This is a genomic window from Campylobacter sp. DY7 (genome assembly GCF_057802535.1).
The window spans coordinates 1-14,683 of record NZ_JBYJAU010000010.1 but is presented as its reverse complement, the minus strand read 5'-3'; the positions used below and the strand labels follow the sequence as shown (position 1 = coordinate 14,683).

At 32.7% G+C, this 14,683-nt stretch carries 15 protein-coding genes; all 15 read left to right on the top strand.

The window, feature by feature from the left end:
* Window positions 1–6: 6 nt before the first annotated feature.
* Entirely contained in the window at window positions 7–1,170 is a 1,164-nt protein-coding gene (sucC, locus tag AC1B00_RS07075) for an ADP-forming succinate--CoA ligase subunit beta (RefSeq protein WP_239816919.1), read from the top strand.
* 10 nt (window positions 1,171–1,180) lie between these two features.
* Window positions 1,181–2,050: a succinate--CoA ligase subunit alpha gene (gene sucD, locus AC1B00_RS07070; protein ID WP_488848978.1), complete on the top strand. Its 870-nt coding sequence runs from the start codon at window positions 1,181–1,183 to the stop codon at window positions 2,048–2,050.
* 43 nt (window positions 2,051–2,093) lie between these two features.
* Window positions 2,094–2,396: a 4Fe-4S dicluster domain-containing protein gene (locus AC1B00_RS07065; protein WP_336611727.1), complete on the top strand. Its 303-nt coding sequence runs from the start codon at window positions 2,094–2,096 to the stop codon at window positions 2,394–2,396.
* Between the two features lie 2 nt (window positions 2,397–2,398).
* Window positions 2,399–3,523, top strand: coding sequence for a 2-oxoglutarate synthase subunit alpha (locus tag AC1B00_RS07060; protein ID WP_239816916.1), 1,125 nt, complete (start codon window positions 2,399–2,401; stop codon window positions 3,521–3,523).
* Window positions 3,523–4,377, top strand: coding sequence for a 2-oxoglutarate ferredoxin oxidoreductase subunit beta (locus AC1B00_RS07055; protein ID WP_336611728.1), 855 nt, complete (start codon window positions 3,523–3,525; stop codon window positions 4,375–4,377). The genes AC1B00_RS07060 and AC1B00_RS07055 overlap by 1 nt, the downstream gene beginning before the upstream one ends.
* Entirely contained in the window at window positions 4,374–4,946 is a 573-nt protein-coding gene (locus tag AC1B00_RS07050; protein ID WP_239816914.1) for a 2-oxoacid:acceptor oxidoreductase family protein, read from the top strand. Before AC1B00_RS07055 ends, AC1B00_RS07050 begins: the two co-directional genes overlap by 4 nt.
* A 41-nt stretch (window positions 4,947–4,987) precedes the next feature.
* The gene (locus AC1B00_RS07045) at window positions 4,988–6,571 is read left to right on the top strand and encodes a DASS family sodium-coupled anion symporter (RefSeq protein ID WP_488848977.1); all 1,584 of its coding nucleotides are present in this window, start codon (window positions 4,988–4,990) and stop codon (window positions 6,569–6,571) included.
* 116 nt (window positions 6,572–6,687) lie between these two features.
* Window positions 6,688–7,179 carry a flavodoxin domain-containing protein gene (locus AC1B00_RS07040; protein WP_488848976.1) on the top strand — a complete coding sequence of 164 codons (492 nt, stop codon included), beginning with the start codon at window positions 6,688–6,690 and terminating at the stop codon, window positions 7,177–7,179.
* 30 nt (window positions 7,180–7,209) lie between these two features.
* Window positions 7,210–7,485, top strand: a complete 276-nt coding sequence (locus tag AC1B00_RS07035; RefSeq protein ID WP_488848974.1) for a hypothetical protein — start codon at window positions 7,210–7,212, stop codon at window positions 7,483–7,485.
* A gap of 9 nt (window positions 7,486–7,494) precedes the next feature.
* Window positions 7,495–8,157, top strand: coding sequence for a hypothetical protein (locus tag AC1B00_RS07030; protein ID WP_488848972.1), 663 nt, complete (start codon window positions 7,495–7,497; stop codon window positions 8,155–8,157).
* 370 nt (window positions 8,158–8,527) lie between these two features.
* Complete coding sequence (locus AC1B00_RS07025; protein ID WP_336611733.1) at window positions 8,528–10,006, top strand: DASS family sodium-coupled anion symporter; 1,479 nt, start codon at window positions 8,528–8,530, stop codon at window positions 10,004–10,006.
* Between the two features lie 52 nt (window positions 10,007–10,058).
* Window positions 10,059–10,778: a fumarate reductase cytochrome b subunit gene (locus AC1B00_RS07020; RefSeq protein ID WP_239818421.1), complete on the top strand. Its 720-nt coding sequence runs from the start codon at window positions 10,059–10,061 to the stop codon at window positions 10,776–10,778.
* 18 nt (window positions 10,779–10,796) lie between these two features.
* Entirely contained in the window at window positions 10,797–12,788 is a 1,992-nt protein-coding gene (locus AC1B00_RS07015; RefSeq protein WP_239818422.1) for a fumarate reductase flavoprotein subunit, read from the top strand.
* A complete protein-coding gene (locus tag AC1B00_RS07010) occupies window positions 12,781–13,503 on the top strand; it encodes a fumarate reductase iron-sulfur subunit (RefSeq protein WP_239818423.1) in 723 nt (240 codons plus the stop codon). The genes AC1B00_RS07015 and AC1B00_RS07010 overlap by 8 nt, the downstream gene beginning before the upstream one ends.
* A 178-nt stretch (window positions 13,504–13,681) precedes the next feature.
* Window positions 13,682–14,683: cache domain-containing protein (locus AC1B00_RS07005; protein ID WP_488848971.1), on the top strand; the 1,002-nt coding region annotated here is incomplete at its 3' end.

Genomic DNA, 14,683 nt, shown 5'->3' with positions numbered 1-14,683 from the left:
GTAAAAATGAATATACACGAGTATCAAGCAAAAGAAATTTTTGCTAAGTTTGGTGTGCCTACATTAAAAGGTAAGGTTGCATTTAGTGTTGAAGAAGCTGTAGCTAATGCTAAAGAATTAGGCGGAAGTGTTTGGGCTGTAAAAGCTCAAATACACGCAGGTGGTCGTGGTCTTGGTGGCGGTGTAAAAATCGCTAAGAGTTTAGATGAAGTTAAAATGTATGCTGAAAAAATCTTAGGAATGAACCTTGTAACCCATCAAACAGGACCTGAAGGAAAACTTGTTAGAAAGCTTTATATTGAAAGCGGTGCAAATATAGAAAAAGAATATTATTTGGCACTACTATTTAATAGAATGGAAGAAAAAATTACAATTATAGCATCAAGCGAAGGTGGTATGGATATAGAAAAAGTTGCAGCAGAGCAACCAGAAAAAATAGCAAAAGTTACAATTGACCCAGCAATCGGCTTTAAAATGTTTCATGGACTTGAAGTTGTAAAAGTTCTAGGACTAAATAAAGATGAAGGTAAAAAACTAATCACTTTCATTGATAAATTATATAAATTATATCTAGCAAAAGATGCTAATTTAGTTGAGATAAATCCACTTATAAAAACTGCTGAAGGTGAATTTTTCGCGCTTGATGCAAAAATGAGTTTTGATGATAGCGGTCTTTATAGAAATCCTGATATTGCAGAATTAAAAGATGAAACAGAAGAAAATCCAGCTGAACTTGAAGCTAGTAAATATGGCTTAAGTTATGTAAAACTTGATGGCGATGTAGCTTGTATGGTAAATGGTGCAGGCTTAGCAATGGCTACAATGGATATTATTAATTATAGTGGCTGCAAACCAGCAAACTTCTTAGATGTTGGTGGTGGAGCAAGTGCTGAAACGGTTGCAAAAGCATTTGAGATTATCATGAGAGATAAGAATGTAAAAGTAATCTTTATCAATATCTTTGGTGGTATCGTAAGATGCGATAGAATTGCAAATGGTGTATTAGAAGCTACTAAAACAACGCAAATTGATATTCCTGTGGTTGTTCGCCTAGATGGAACAAACGCTAAAGAAGCAAAAGAGATTTTAGATAATTCAGGTCTTAAAAATATTCACGCAGCAACAGACTTTGCAAATGGTGCTGAAATCGTAAAAAGCTTAGTAAAGTAAGGAGAAAATAATGAGTATATTAGTAAATAAAAATACAAAAGTAATAGTTCAAGGCTTTACAGGTAAAGAAGCTACATTTCACGCAGAGCAATGCATTGCTTATGGCACAAATATTGTTGGTGGTGTAACTCCGTTTAAAGGTGGAGAAACTCATCTTGGAAAACCTGTATTTGATACAGTTAAAGAAGCAGTTGCTAAAACTGGTGCTGATACAAGCTTAATTTTCGTTCCTCCATTTGCTGTTGGAGATAGTATTATTGAAGCAGCTGATGCAGGTATTAAACTAGCAGTTGTAATTACAGAGCACACTCCTGTAAAAGATATGATGTTTGCAAAAGCTTATGCAAATAAAAAAGGTATGAAAATTATAGGACCAAATTGCCCAGGAATTATTACAGCAGATGAATGTAAGTTAGGAATTATGCCAGGCTTTATATTTAAAAAGGGAAATATCGGCGTAATTTCAAAAAGTGGAACATTAACTTACGAAGCAGCAAATCAAGTTGTTTTAGGTGGATACGGAATTACAACTGCAGTTGGAATCGGTGGAGATCCAATCATAGGACTTGCTTATAAAGAATTATTAGCTGAGTTTGAAAAAGATGAGCAAACGAAAGCTATTGTTATGATAGGTGAAATCGGTGGAAGTTTAGAAGTTGAAGCTGCTAAATTTATAAAAGAAAATATCACTAAGCCTGTTGTAGCATTTATTGCTGGTGCAACAGCTCCAAAAGGTAAAAGAATGGGTCACGCTGGTGCAATAGTTGGAAGTGCTGATGAGAGTGCTGCTGCTAAAAAAGAAGCTTTAAAGAGCTATGGCGTTCATGTAGTTGATTCTCCTGCAGATATCGGTAAAAAAATCAAAGAAATTTTAAAGTAATTTAAATCCTAGCCTTTTGGCTAGGTAAAAGAAAGGAAAACAAATGGAAACTAACGCTCCTGTATGGGTTGATGAGAAAAGATGTAAAGCCTGTAATATATGCGTAAGCTATTGTCCTATGGGTGTTATTGCTATGAGAGATGAGCCAAGTGCAGTGCTTGGTCAAATGATTGAAGTGGTTAATCCAGAATCATGTATCGGATGTAGAGATTGTGAAAATCACTGCCCTGATTTTGCGATTAATGTTGCTGATGCTAAGAGCTTTAAGTTTGCAAAACCTTCTCAAGAAGGCAAAGACAGAGCTGCAGCAATTAAAGCTAATAATTTTAAAAAGTTAAAGGCGTAACAATGAGAGAAGTAATATCAACAGGAAATAACCTAATAGCTCAAGCTGCAATTGATTGTGGTTGCACATTTTTTGGTGGCTATCCTATCACTCCAAGTAGTGAAATAGCTCATGAATTAAGCCATCTTTTACCAAAAAATAATGGAACATTTATACAAATGGAAGATGAAATAAGTGGAATTAGTGTTGCCTTAGGTGCTGCTATGAGTGGTGCAAAAGCAATGACAGCAAGTAGTGGTCCAGGAATTAGCCTTAAATCAGAGCAAATCGGACTTGCTTATATAGCTGAAATTCCAATCGTTATAGTAAACGTTATGCGTGGAGGACCTTCAACTGGCTTACCAACTCGTGTTGCTCAAGGTGATTTATTCCAAGCTAAATCTCCAAGCCATGGCGATATGGCAAGTATTGCTATTGCACCTGCAAGCTTAGAAGAAAGTTATAATCTAACAATTACTGCATTTAATTATGCGAATAAATATTCAACTCCAGTGTTTTTATTAATGGATGAAACGGTTGGACATATGAATGGTAAGGCAATTTTACCTGAAATAAAAGATTTAAAAATAGAACCACGCCGTGAATTTACAGGTGATCCTAAAGAATATAAGCCATATAAAGCAGAAATGAACGAACCAGCTACTTTAAATCCATTCTTTAAAGGCTATCGCTATCATGTAACAGGACTTCATCATGGAGACATAGGCTTTCCAACAGAAGATGGAAAAATAGTTGATTACAATATGAAAAGACTTATAGGTAAGGTAAAAAATAAAGTTGATGAAATTGCATTATTTGAAGAATTTATGCTAGATGATGCAGATATTTGCATTATTGCTTATGGTAGCGTATCTCGTGCAGCAAAAGAAGCAATTACTAGACTTAGAGCACAAGGTTATAAGGTTGGTTTATTTAGACCTATTACTTTATATCCAGTGCATGAGAAAAAATTAGCTGAAGTTTGTTCAAGATTTAAAAAGATTTTAGTAACAGAGCTAAATATGGGACAATATTTAGAAGAAATTCAAAGAGCAAGTAAAAGAGATGATTTTGCTAGCTTACATAGAGCTAATGGTCGTCCTATTACTCCAAGTGAAATTGAAGCAAAAGTAAAGGAGAGTTTCTAATGTCATTTAATTATGATGAATATCTAAGAGTAGATAAAATGCCTACTCAGTGGTGCTGGGGCTGTGGTGATGGTGTTGTTTTAAAATGTATTATTAAAGCTATTGCTAAAATGGGCTGGGATATGAACGATGTTTGTATGGTTAGTGGAATTGGCTGTAGCGGTAGAATGAGCTCTTATGTAAATTGTAATACAGTTCATACTACTCATGGTCGTGCATTAGCTTATGCAACTGGTATAAAACTAGCAAATCCTACAAAACATGTAATCGTTGTAACAGGAGATGGCGATACAACTGCAATCGGTGGTAATCATTTAATCCATGCAGCAAGAAGAAATATAGATTTAACTCATATTATGATTAATAACTTTATTTATGGACTTACAAACTCTCAAACAAGCCCAATGACTCCACAAGGATTTTACACAGTTACTGCTCAATTTGGTAATATTGACCCAAGTTTTGATGCTTGTGAGCTTGTAAAAGCTGCAGGTGCTAGTTTTATTGCTCGTGGTAATGTAATTGAAGCAAATAAGCTTGAGAATATGATTTATAAAGCAATGAGCCATGAGGGTTATAGTTTTATTGATTGCTTTAGTAACTGCCATATTAACCTAGGTCGTAAAAACAAAATGGGTGAAGCTGTTCAAATGCTTGATTGGATTAGCAATCGCTCAGTAGAAAAATCAAAATTTGATAAATTAAGCGAAGAAGAAAGGGCGAATAAATTCCCAACAGGAATTTTATATGAGAATAAAACTAAGCCTGAGTATTGCAAAGCTTATGAAGAAGTTCGCCGTGCAGCACAAGCAAATAGAATGGTAGATTTAAATGCTTTAGGAGGTGCTAAATGAAATTCCAACTAAGATTTGGTGGAGAAGGCGGACAAGGTGTAATTACCGCAGGAGAAATTTTAGCAGCTGCTTGGATGGAAAAGGGCGGAAGCAATAAAAATGGTGGTTATGCTATAAAAGCAAGCACCTATACTTCTCAAGTTCGTGGTGGTCCAACTAAGGTTGATATTATTTTAGATGACAATGAAATATTATTTCCTTACGCAGTAGAAGGAGAAATTTCTTTTATGCTTTCAACTGCTCAAAAAGGCTATGCAGGGTTTAAAGATGGCGTTTGTGAAGGCGGTATTATAGTAGTTGAACCAAACCTTGTAAAACCTAGCGAAGAAGATAGGAAGAAATTTAAAATAATTGAAATTCCTATTATTACAATAGCAAAAGATGAAGTTGGAAATGTTGCAACTCAATCAGTTGTAGCGCTTGCAATTGCTGTTTATATGAGTAAATGTATGGATATTGAAGCTGTAAAAGAAGTAATGTTAAGCCATGTTCCAGCAAAAACTCGTGATGCAAATGCTAAAGCTTATGATTTAGGTATTAAATACGCTAAAGAAGCTTTAGGAGAATAATTTAATTTCGCCCCTTAAATGGGGCTTTTTAAGGAAAACTTATGTCAAAGGACAAAATTCCATTAGCTATTTTATGTATATTAATAGCTCTTTCTTTTGTTTTTATTCCGGTTCCTGAAAGTTTAGTTTCTATAAAACAAGCAGCTTTATTAAAAGCTAATCCTGATTTTTCAAGTGAAAAAATATTTAGTTTAAGTTTAAGTGATGCTAGACTTGCATGGATTTATTTAGGTTGCTTTATAGCTACGATTTTATGTATTATCTTAAAGGTTATGCCGCTTGGTGCAGTAAGCTTAATAGCTATTGCATTTGTTGCAATCAGCACAATTAGTGTGGGTGCTGATATTAGTGGTGCAGCAAGAAGCAAAGCTGCTATTAAAGATGCTTTAAGTGCGTTTTCAAATAGCTTAATTTGGCTTATAGTTATATCAATTATGCTTGCTCGTGGTATTATTAAAACTGGTCTTGGAAGAAGATTAGCGTTTTATTTTTTAAGCATATTTGGTAAAAAAACTTTAGGTATAGGATATTCAATTGCTTTAAGCGAAGTATTCTTAGCTCCTATTACTCCATCAAATACAGCAAGGGGTGGTGGTATTATTAACCCTATTGTTCAATCAATTGCTAAAGCTTTAGGTTCAGAGCCAAATAGCCCTACACAAAATAAAGTAGGAACATATCTTAGTCTTGTAAATTATCAATCAAACCCAATTACATCTGCTATGTTTATTACTGCAACTGCACCAAATCCACTTGTAGTAAAATTAATCTCAGATGCAACAAATGCAAATATTAGCATTACATGGGGGCAATGGGCTTTAGGAATGTTTGTTCCTGGTATGTGTGCAATATTGCTAATGCCTTTAGTAATATATTTTTTAAGTCCGCCTGAGCTAAAACAAACGCCTGATGCAAGAGAACTTGCTAAAAAAGAATTAGCAGCTATGGGTAAGTTTAGTTTAGATGAAAAAATCATGCTTAGTATTTTTGGATTATGCTTATTTTTATGGGCTGGAATGCCTAGTAATTTTGCTAATTGGTTTGGCTTTAGTGAGTATTCAAAGGCTTTAAGTTTTGATCCTGCTAGTGTTGCTGCCCTAGGACTTGCGATTGCACTTTTAACTGGGGTTTTAAAATATGATGAATTATTAGCAGAAAAAACTGCATGGGATACTTTAGTATGGTTTGCTGCTTTAATTATGCTTGCAACTATGCTTGATAAATTAGGCTTAGCTTCGTTTTTGGGTCAAGAATTAAAATTAGCAGCTTCATCTTTAGGACTTAGCACTACTTTTATTATGGTATTTTTTACTTTAGCATTTTTGTATTCTCACTACTTTTTTGCAAGCACAACGGCTCACATTTCAGCGATGTTTTTAGTATTTTATAAAACGGGGCTTGATTTAGGAGCACCGCCTATGCTGTATGCTTTTATGCTAGCAGCAGCAGGAAATATTATGATGGCACTAACTCATTATGCTACAGGAACTGCACCAGTGGTTTTTGGAAGTGGTTATGTAAGTCTTAATAGATGGTGGATAGTAGGATTTATAGTAAGCGTTGTTGATATTATAGTAATGATTTGTGTTGGCTTAGTATGGTGGAAAATACTAGGATTTTATTAATTTTTTTAAAGAATTTGAAATAGGAAATTCCTATTTCAAATTCCAAGACTAATTTAACACAAAGATTATCTTCTTTAGGCTAGAATAAAAACACAATTTAATTACAAGGAGAAATGATGAAAAAAGTTGGTATTTTTTACGCTACAAAAGGCGGCACAACAAAAGCTTTCGCAGAGCAAATCGCAGCAAAAATCGGTGCTGATGTTATAAATATTAAAGATGTTGAAATAAACGCATTAGCAGAATATAAAACTTTAGTTTTAATGAGCTCAAGCTATTTCTTTGGAGCACTTGCAGAAGATTGGGGAAGCAAGGTAAAATTATTAAATACTATTGATTTTAGTGATAAAAATGTGGCTATTGTTGGTGTTGGCGGACAAGAAAGACATCCTGATAGTTTTTGCTCAGGTGTAGCTGATTTTTATGATAAATTAGCGTTTAGTGGAGCAAGATTTATAGGTGAAGTTTGTTCAAGTGATTATAAATACACTTTCTCAAGACTTCAACACGGAAATGCTTTAAGAGGACTTTGCCTTGATAAAGCTGATGGTGATAAAAACGAAGCAAGAATTAATGCTTGGGTTGAAAGTATCAAAAAATATTTATAATTTTAAGGAAGCTTAGCTTCCTTTTGAGTAATGAAAGCATTTTTTAAACACTTATATTTGATATTTATTTTTAGACTTTGTTATGATAAAAAAGGTAATTTTTTATTATTTTTATTTCAATTAATCTCAGCATTTTTTGTTTTTATAACTTTTTTTATAACGATTTTTTATAGCTCAGAATATATAAGCGATCATACAAAAAAACTTGATGAGCTTAAAAAGGCTGAAGGCGTATTGTATGATGTAGAGAAGATAGTTCATGAAAAAATATTTAGAATCTTTAGAAAAAGAACTTACATTATATAGCATTATAAAATGATTGATGATAATAAAAACCATAAGACCTTCATAGTAAGAGAAGATAAAAGCTATGCAAAAAATCTAATAGGGCAAAAAGTAATTATTCATTATGTTCCTAGCGTATTTTACCCAGAAATTAGGCAATTAGAATCAAATGGCTTTATTTATGAGCGTTACAGCGTAAGAGATGATTATGAGAATTTAAAGTATGTTTTCGCATTTTTTATATTTTTTACAAGTATTTTTTATATGCTAAATATCAAAGGAAAATACCCTAATAATTATGAATTACCACAGATAAGACATAGTATAAGGCTAAAGACTTTTAATAAATATTTTTTGATTTTATTAATGTGGTTTGTTTTTATAATTGCAGCTTTTAAATACAGCGATGAAATTATAATAATGTATTTTTTAACTATCTTAAATCTTATAATTACGCTAATTTTTGAGCTAAAATTTAATATTATTAGGCTTAATTTTTATGATGATTTTTTAGAATTTGAATGCGGATTTTGGCTTTTTAAAATCAAATCTATAAAATCATTTGATTTAAAAAATCTAATAATTACTACAAAATATTTAAAATTTAAAATCAACAAAGATGATTTAAGCGATGAAGATTTAAAGGTTTTTCAAGACTTTTGCCAAAACTTAATTTCTAAAATTTCTAAATAAAACAATCAAGCAAATTTCTATTTTGTAATTCTTTTCGTTTTGTATTAAATATAAGCTTGATTTTAACTCTAATTTATTGATTAGAGTAGGTTGTTTTGTGTGTTTATTGTAATAAATTTATAAAGAATTTGAATTAGGAATTTTAAAACAATATTTAAACCTTACAAAAACAATAAAAGCAAATTCCTAATTCAAATTCTTTAAACAAAAGCTAATAAATCAAAAGCTTACATTTAACGCAATAAACTAATTCTTAATTAAATATAAAGAAAAAATATTAATTGAATAAAGTTACAAAAATATTACAAAATTTAAGAAAATCTTTAGATTTTTGTAATATATTAATTTAAACTTAATTTTAGGAGTTAATATGAAAGGTAAAGTTTCTTTAGCAAAACTTATAGCCCCTATCTTTACTGGGTTGTTTGTTTATGCTTGTTCATACATTTTTGCTGATTATTCGGTGCTTAGTATGAATGCTTGGATTTTTGTTAGCATTTTTGCTGCTTTAGTAGTTGGGCTTATTTTAGAGCCTATGCCACCTGCGTTTTTAGGAATTATCGCTATTGCTTTAGCTGTATTATTTAAGGTTGGACCAGTAAAATCAGGTGAAGTAGGTGCAAAGATTAGTGCAGAAGCTGCGATTAACTGGGGTTTAACAGGATTTTCAAATTCGGTTGTATGGCTTATATTTGCTTCGTTTATGATAGGAATAGGCTATCAAAATAGTGGTCTTGGAAAAAGAATTGCCTTAATTTTGGTTAATAAATTAGGTAAATCTACTTTAGGTTTAGGCTATGCAATTGCTATTGCTGATTTAATTTTAGCCCCATTTATTCCAAGCAATGCAGCAAGAAGTGGAGGGACAATCTATCCAATTGCTATGAGTATTCCTACTATGTATGATAGCTCACCAGAAAAAGAACCTAGAAAAGTAGGTGCTTATATTGCATGGGTAAGCCTTGCTACTACTTGTATTTCAAGCTCAATTTTTCTAACAGGTCAAGCGCCAAACCCACTTGCTTTAGAAATTTTATCAAAATCAGGAATAGCAGTAGTTGATTGGATGGGCTGGTTTTTATGCTTTTTACCTGTTGGAATAATTTTATTTTTAATCACACCATTATTAACATATTATATTTATCCACCTGAAGTAAAAGGCTCTAGTAAAATTAGTGCGTGGGCTAAAGAAGAATTAACTAAACTTGGCTCAATTAAACCAAAAGAATTATTAATGTTAAGCATTTCAGTTCTTGCTCTAATTTTATGGATAGGCTCAAAAAAATTTGGCGTAAGTGCTACAACAACAGCCTTAATTGTAATTGTTTTAATGATAGTTACAAATATTATTACTTGGAATGATTTTTTAGCTAATAAACCAGCTTGGAATGTTCTTACTTGGTTTGCAACTTTAGTAACTATGGCAGGGGGTTTAAAAAATGTTGGCTTCTTAGACTTTTTATCAAAATATACAGATAGTTTATTAAGTGGATTTTCACCTACTACTGCTGTGTTTGTTTTATTATTAGTATTTTGTTTATTGAGATATTTTTTCGCTTCAGGCACTGCTTATGTTACTGCAGTTGTTGGAGTGTTTGCGATTATTGCAGGAAAAATTGAAGGCTTTGATGCGTCATTTATAATGATGTTTTTACTAGCTCCTATGGGTATGATTAGCGTATTAACACCTTATGGAACAGGACATAGTCCGATTTGGTTTGCAAGTGGATATATAAAAGGTAGTGAGTTTTGGAAATTAGGTGCTATTTTTGGAGCGATTTATTTACTAATTTACACACTTATTGCTTATCCGTGGTTTAAATTTATTATTCCACATATTTTTTCGTAAGTCGTTTATAAATCATTAGTAGAATGAAAAAAAATTAAGAAAAGGAGTAAAAGTGTCTAGTAAAATTGAGAATTTTTTAGGCAAAAGAGTTGATGGCACAAAATCACGCTTACCTGCTAAGCTTGACTTCTATCAAAGTGCTACTGGTTTAATTCTAGGGCTTTTTATGTGGGGACATATGATATTTGTTTCTACCGTTTTAATTAGCCCTGATTTTTTTAATGCTACGGCTAAGTTTTTTGAAGGTTCAGCTATTTTTGATACCCCAAAACCTGCCATAGTATCTTGCATGGTGTTTGTAATTTTTGTTATTTTCTTCGTTCATGCTGCGCTTGGAATGAGAAAATTACCTATTACTTATCGCCAATGGCAAATCACAAGAGAGCATTCAAAACTAATCAAGCATGAAGATACAACTTTATGGGTTATTCAAGCCTGTACCGGATTTTTAATGTTCTTCTTTGCATCTATGCACCTTGCTATGATGTTTTTTAATCCTGAGACAATTAGATTCTTAGGTGCTGTTGAAAGAATTGTAAATCACAATATGTGGGCGTTTTATTTGATTTTATTATTTGCTGTTGAACTTCATGGCGGAATAGGTCTTTATAGACTATGCGTTAAATGGGGTTGGTTTGATGGTGAAGATGTAAAAACTGCAAGAGCTAGAAGAAAAACTCTTAAAAAATTAAAATGGATTATTAGTATTTTCTTTATAGTTTTAGGACTTGCTAATTTAGCAGTATTCATAAAAGCTGGAATGAGCTTATAACAAATAGAAAGGCTTAGAATGAAAGTAGAATTTAGTGATGCTTTGATAGTTGGTGGAGGACTTGCAGGTCTTAGGTCTGCAGTTGAAGTTGCTAAGAGTGGTCAATCGGTTACGCTTTTGAGTATTTGTCCTGTTAAGCGTTCTCACTCAGCAGCAGTTCAAGGTGGTATGCAAGCAAGCCTTGCTAATGGAAATAAAGGTGAAGGCGATAATGAAGACTTACACTTCGCTGATACTGTAAAAGGAAGCGACTGGGGTTGCGATCAAGAAGTAGCTCGTATGTTTGCTCAAACAGCACCTAAGGCTGTTCGTGAATTAGCTAGTTGGGGTGTGCCTTGGACTAGAATTACTAAAGGTCCTAGAAGTGTTGTAATCAACGCTCAAAAAGTAACAATAGAAGAAAAAGCAGAAGCACACGGACTAATAAACGCAAGAGATTTTGGTGGAACTAAAAAATGGAGAACCTGTTATATAGCTGATGCTACTGGGCATTGTATGATTTTTGGTGTTGCAAATGAAGCTATAAAGCATAATGTAAAAATCATAGATAGAATGGAAGCTTTAAGAATTATTCATAAAGATGGCGTTTGTTTAGGAGTAGTTGCAAGAAGTTTGATTGATGGAAGCCTAACAGCATTTGTTTCAAAAGGCACAATGATTGCAACGGGTGGTTATGGTAGAGTTTATAAGCAAACCACAAACGCAGTTATTTGTGAAGGAACAGGTGCAGCTATGGCACTTGAGACTGGAATTTGCTCTTTATCAAATATGGAAGCAGTTCAATTTCACCCAACACCGATTGTTCCAAGTGGAATACTTTTAACAGAAGGTTGCCGTGGTGATGGTGGGGTTTTAAGAGATGTTGATGGATATCGCTTTATGCCTGATTATGAACCAGAGAAAAAAGAACTTGCTAGCCGTGATGTTGTAAGTCGTCGTATGATGGAGCATATTAGAAAAGGAAAAGGCGTAAAGAGTCCTTATGGGGAGCATTTATGGCTTGATATTTCAATTTTAGGTCGTGCTCATGTAGAAAAAAACTTAAGAGATGTTCAAGATATTTGTAAGACATTTAACGGAATTGACCCTGCTGATGAAGGTCCAAAAGGTTGGGCGCCAGTTCTTCCTATGCAACATTATTCAATGGGTGGAATTAGAACTAAGCCAAACGGAGAAACTCCTCGTATGAAAGGACTTTTTGCAGCTGGTGAAGCAGCTTGCTGGGATATGCATGGATTTAATAGACTTGGTGGAAATAGTTGTGCTGAAACCGTTGTAGCAGGTATGATTGTAGGAGATTATTTTGCTGAGTATTGCAAAAACAATGCAATTGTAGCTGATATGAATGTGGTGCAAGAGTTTTTAAATAAAGAAGCAAATTATTTAAAAGAAATAGCAAATCGTGAAGGTAAATATAATATTTTTGAAATCAAAAATGAAATGAAAGATATTATGTGGGAGCATGTTGCTATATTTAGAACAGGCGAAGGCTTAGAGTATGCAGTAAAACGCCTTGAAGAATTATTAGTAGAAAGCTCAAAAGTAGCTATTAAAGATAAAGAATTAAATAGTTCAAATCCAGAGCTTGAAGAAGCTTATAGAGTTCCAAGAATGCTAAAAGTTGCACTTTGTGTAGCTCGTGGTGCATTACTTAGAACAGAAAGCCGTGGAGCACATTATAGAGAAGATTATCCAAAAAGAGATGACTTAAACTGGATGAAAAGAACTATGACTTATTGGGATGAAGGTTCTACTTTACCTAGAGTTGAATATGAAGACTTAGATATCATGAAAATGGAAATGCCACCAGCATTCCGTGGATATGGTGCAAAAGGGAATATCATAGAAAACCCATTAAGCGAAGTTCGCCAAAAGCAAGTAGATGAAATAACAGAAAAAATGCAAGCAGAAGGCAAAAACAGATATGAAATTCAAGATGCGTTAATGCCTTATGAATTACAAGCTAAATTTAAAGCACCAAACCAAAGAATAGGGGTTGATTATGAGTAGAAAATTAACGATAAAAGCATTTAAATATAATCCATATAGCAAAATAAGCAAACCGCATTTTGCTACTTATGAGCTAGAAGAAACTGATGGTATGACTATTTTTATAGTTTTAAATATGATTAGAGAAAGATTTGATGCTAGTTTAAGCTTTGACTTTGTTTGTCGTGCTGGAATTTGTGGTTCGTGTGCGATGATGATTAATGGTAAGCCAAAATTAGCTTGCAGAACTTTAACTAGAGATTATCCTGATGGAGTAATTGAGCTTATGCCATTACCTGCATTTAAGCATATTAAAGATTTAAGTGTTAATACAGGTGAATGGATGGAAGGTATGTGTAAAAGAGTTGAAAGCTGGATACATACTGATAAAGTTACTGATATTTCTAAGATTGAAGAAAAGGTTGAGCCTGCTATTGCTGAAGAAACATTTGAGCTTGATCGCTGTATTGAATGCGGTATTTGTATAGCTTCATGTGCAACTAAAGTTATGAGACCAAATTTTATTGGAGCAGCAGGTCTTATGAGAGCTGCAAGATACGAGCAAGACCCACATGATAACAGAACTTTAGATGATTTTTATGAGTTAATTGGTGATGATGATGGTATTTTTGCTTGTATGAGCTTACTTGCTTGTGAAGATAATTGTCCAAAACAATTACCATTGCAAACAAAAATCGCTTACCTAAGACGCAAATTAGCTACAAATAAGAATTAAGTTTTCTTTAAAATCCTATTTCAAATTTCAAAAAGAATTTGAAATAGGAATTAAACCTTAAAATTAGATTTTAAATTCTTATTAATTAAATTTTTTATTTTATATAAGTTATAAATTAGTTTTTAATGATACAATTACGCCTTTTTAAACAAATTACACTTATTTAGAAAGGTTATGAATGAAACTTACAAATAAAGTTCCATTGTTAGTGGGAATTCCACTTATTTTATGCTTTATTATTTTAGGCGTTGTAAATTACGAAAGCTCTAAAAACGATTCTTATAGTGCTTTAAATCAAAGCAAGAAAAACACATTAGATTCTACTGTGATGTATATAAATGCTTATTTTGCAGGAAAAAAGACTTTTATAGCAGAACTTGTAGAAAAATTTGATGAAGTTGATAGTAAAAATGATAAAGGCATATTAAATGTTTTAGATTTATACTATGATGTTTCAGGCTTTAAGGCTGGTATTTTTTATGTAAGAGCTAGCGATGGCAAAATTTTTCAAAAAGTAAATAAAGAAGAAAAAGCTAATGTTTTAGAAAATACAGAATATAGAAACGATAGTTGGTATAAAGAAGCTGTAAGCGAAGGTAGAGTTATTATAGGAAATGAAGTTTTTTATAATGACGCATTAGGCAAAAATGCAGCAACAATAGCAGCACCTGTGTTTGAGAATGGTAAGATTGTAGGTGTTATAGCAGGAGATGTTTTATTAGAAGAAATGAGAGAAAATATCTTATCTCTTAAGCCATCAAGAACAAGTTCAACCTTTGCTTTTGATAGTAGAAAATTATTTACAATCTATGCAGATAGTAAGCAAGAACTAAAACCTGCAACAATAGCAGATGAAGTTACTAAAAAATTACAAGAAATAAGCGCTTCTAAAAATAAATCAAATGGCACAATAACTCCTATTGAATATAATCTTAATAATATTGATCAAGTAGCAGTTTGTGCTTACCATAATGATTTAAACTGGACTATTTGTGCTACGAGTGAAGCTAGTGAATTTGATGAGAGCTTAGGTAGTTTAATTAAACAAAACCTAACAATCTTTACAATCTCATTAATAATCATACTAGCATTACTATACTTCTTAATCAAACACTCTCTACGCCCACTAGACATAATCCAACAAGGTCTTAAAGAAGTATTTAGTTTAGTAAATCACGAA

What these genes read in the sequence shown, in the direction of transcription:
- sucC (WP_239816919.1), top strand. Translation starts at nt 7, where the DNA reads ATGAATATACACGAGTATCAAGCAAAAGAAATTTTTGCTAAGTTTGGT.
- sucD (WP_488848978.1), top strand. Translation starts at nt 1,181, where the DNA reads ATGAGTATATTAGTAAATAAAAATACAAAAGTAATAGTTCAAGGCTTT.
- AC1B00_RS07065 (WP_336611727.1), top strand. Translation starts at nt 2,094, where the DNA reads ATGGAAACTAACGCTCCTGTATGGGTTGATGAGAAAAGATGTAAAGCC.
- AC1B00_RS07060 (WP_239816916.1), top strand. Translation starts at nt 2,399, where the DNA reads ATGAGAGAAGTAATATCAACAGGAAATAACCTAATAGCTCAAGCTGCA.
- AC1B00_RS07055 (WP_336611728.1), top strand. Translation starts at nt 3,523, where the DNA reads ATGTCATTTAATTATGATGAATATCTAAGAGTAGATAAAATGCCTACT.
- AC1B00_RS07050 (WP_239816914.1), top strand. Translation starts at nt 4,374, where the DNA reads ATGAAATTCCAACTAAGATTTGGTGGAGAAGGCGGACAAGGTGTAATT.
- AC1B00_RS07045 (WP_488848977.1), top strand. Translation starts at nt 4,988, where the DNA reads ATGTCAAAGGACAAAATTCCATTAGCTATTTTATGTATATTAATAGCT.
- AC1B00_RS07040 (WP_488848976.1), top strand. Translation starts at nt 6,688, where the DNA reads ATGAAAAAAGTTGGTATTTTTTACGCTACAAAAGGCGGCACAACAAAA.
- AC1B00_RS07035 (WP_488848974.1), top strand. Translation starts at nt 7,210, where the DNA reads ATGAAAGCATTTTTTAAACACTTATATTTGATATTTATTTTTAGACTT.
- AC1B00_RS07030 (WP_488848972.1), top strand. Translation starts at nt 7,495, where the DNA reads ATGATTGATGATAATAAAAACCATAAGACCTTCATAGTAAGAGAAGAT.
- AC1B00_RS07025 (WP_336611733.1), top strand. Translation starts at nt 8,528, where the DNA reads ATGAAAGGTAAAGTTTCTTTAGCAAAACTTATAGCCCCTATCTTTACT.
- AC1B00_RS07015 (WP_239818422.1), top strand. Translation starts at nt 10,797, where the DNA reads ATGAAAGTAGAATTTAGTGATGCTTTGATAGTTGGTGGAGGACTTGCA.
- AC1B00_RS07010 (WP_239818423.1), top strand. Translation starts at nt 12,781, where the DNA reads ATGAGTAGAAAATTAACGATAAAAGCATTTAAATATAATCCATATAGC.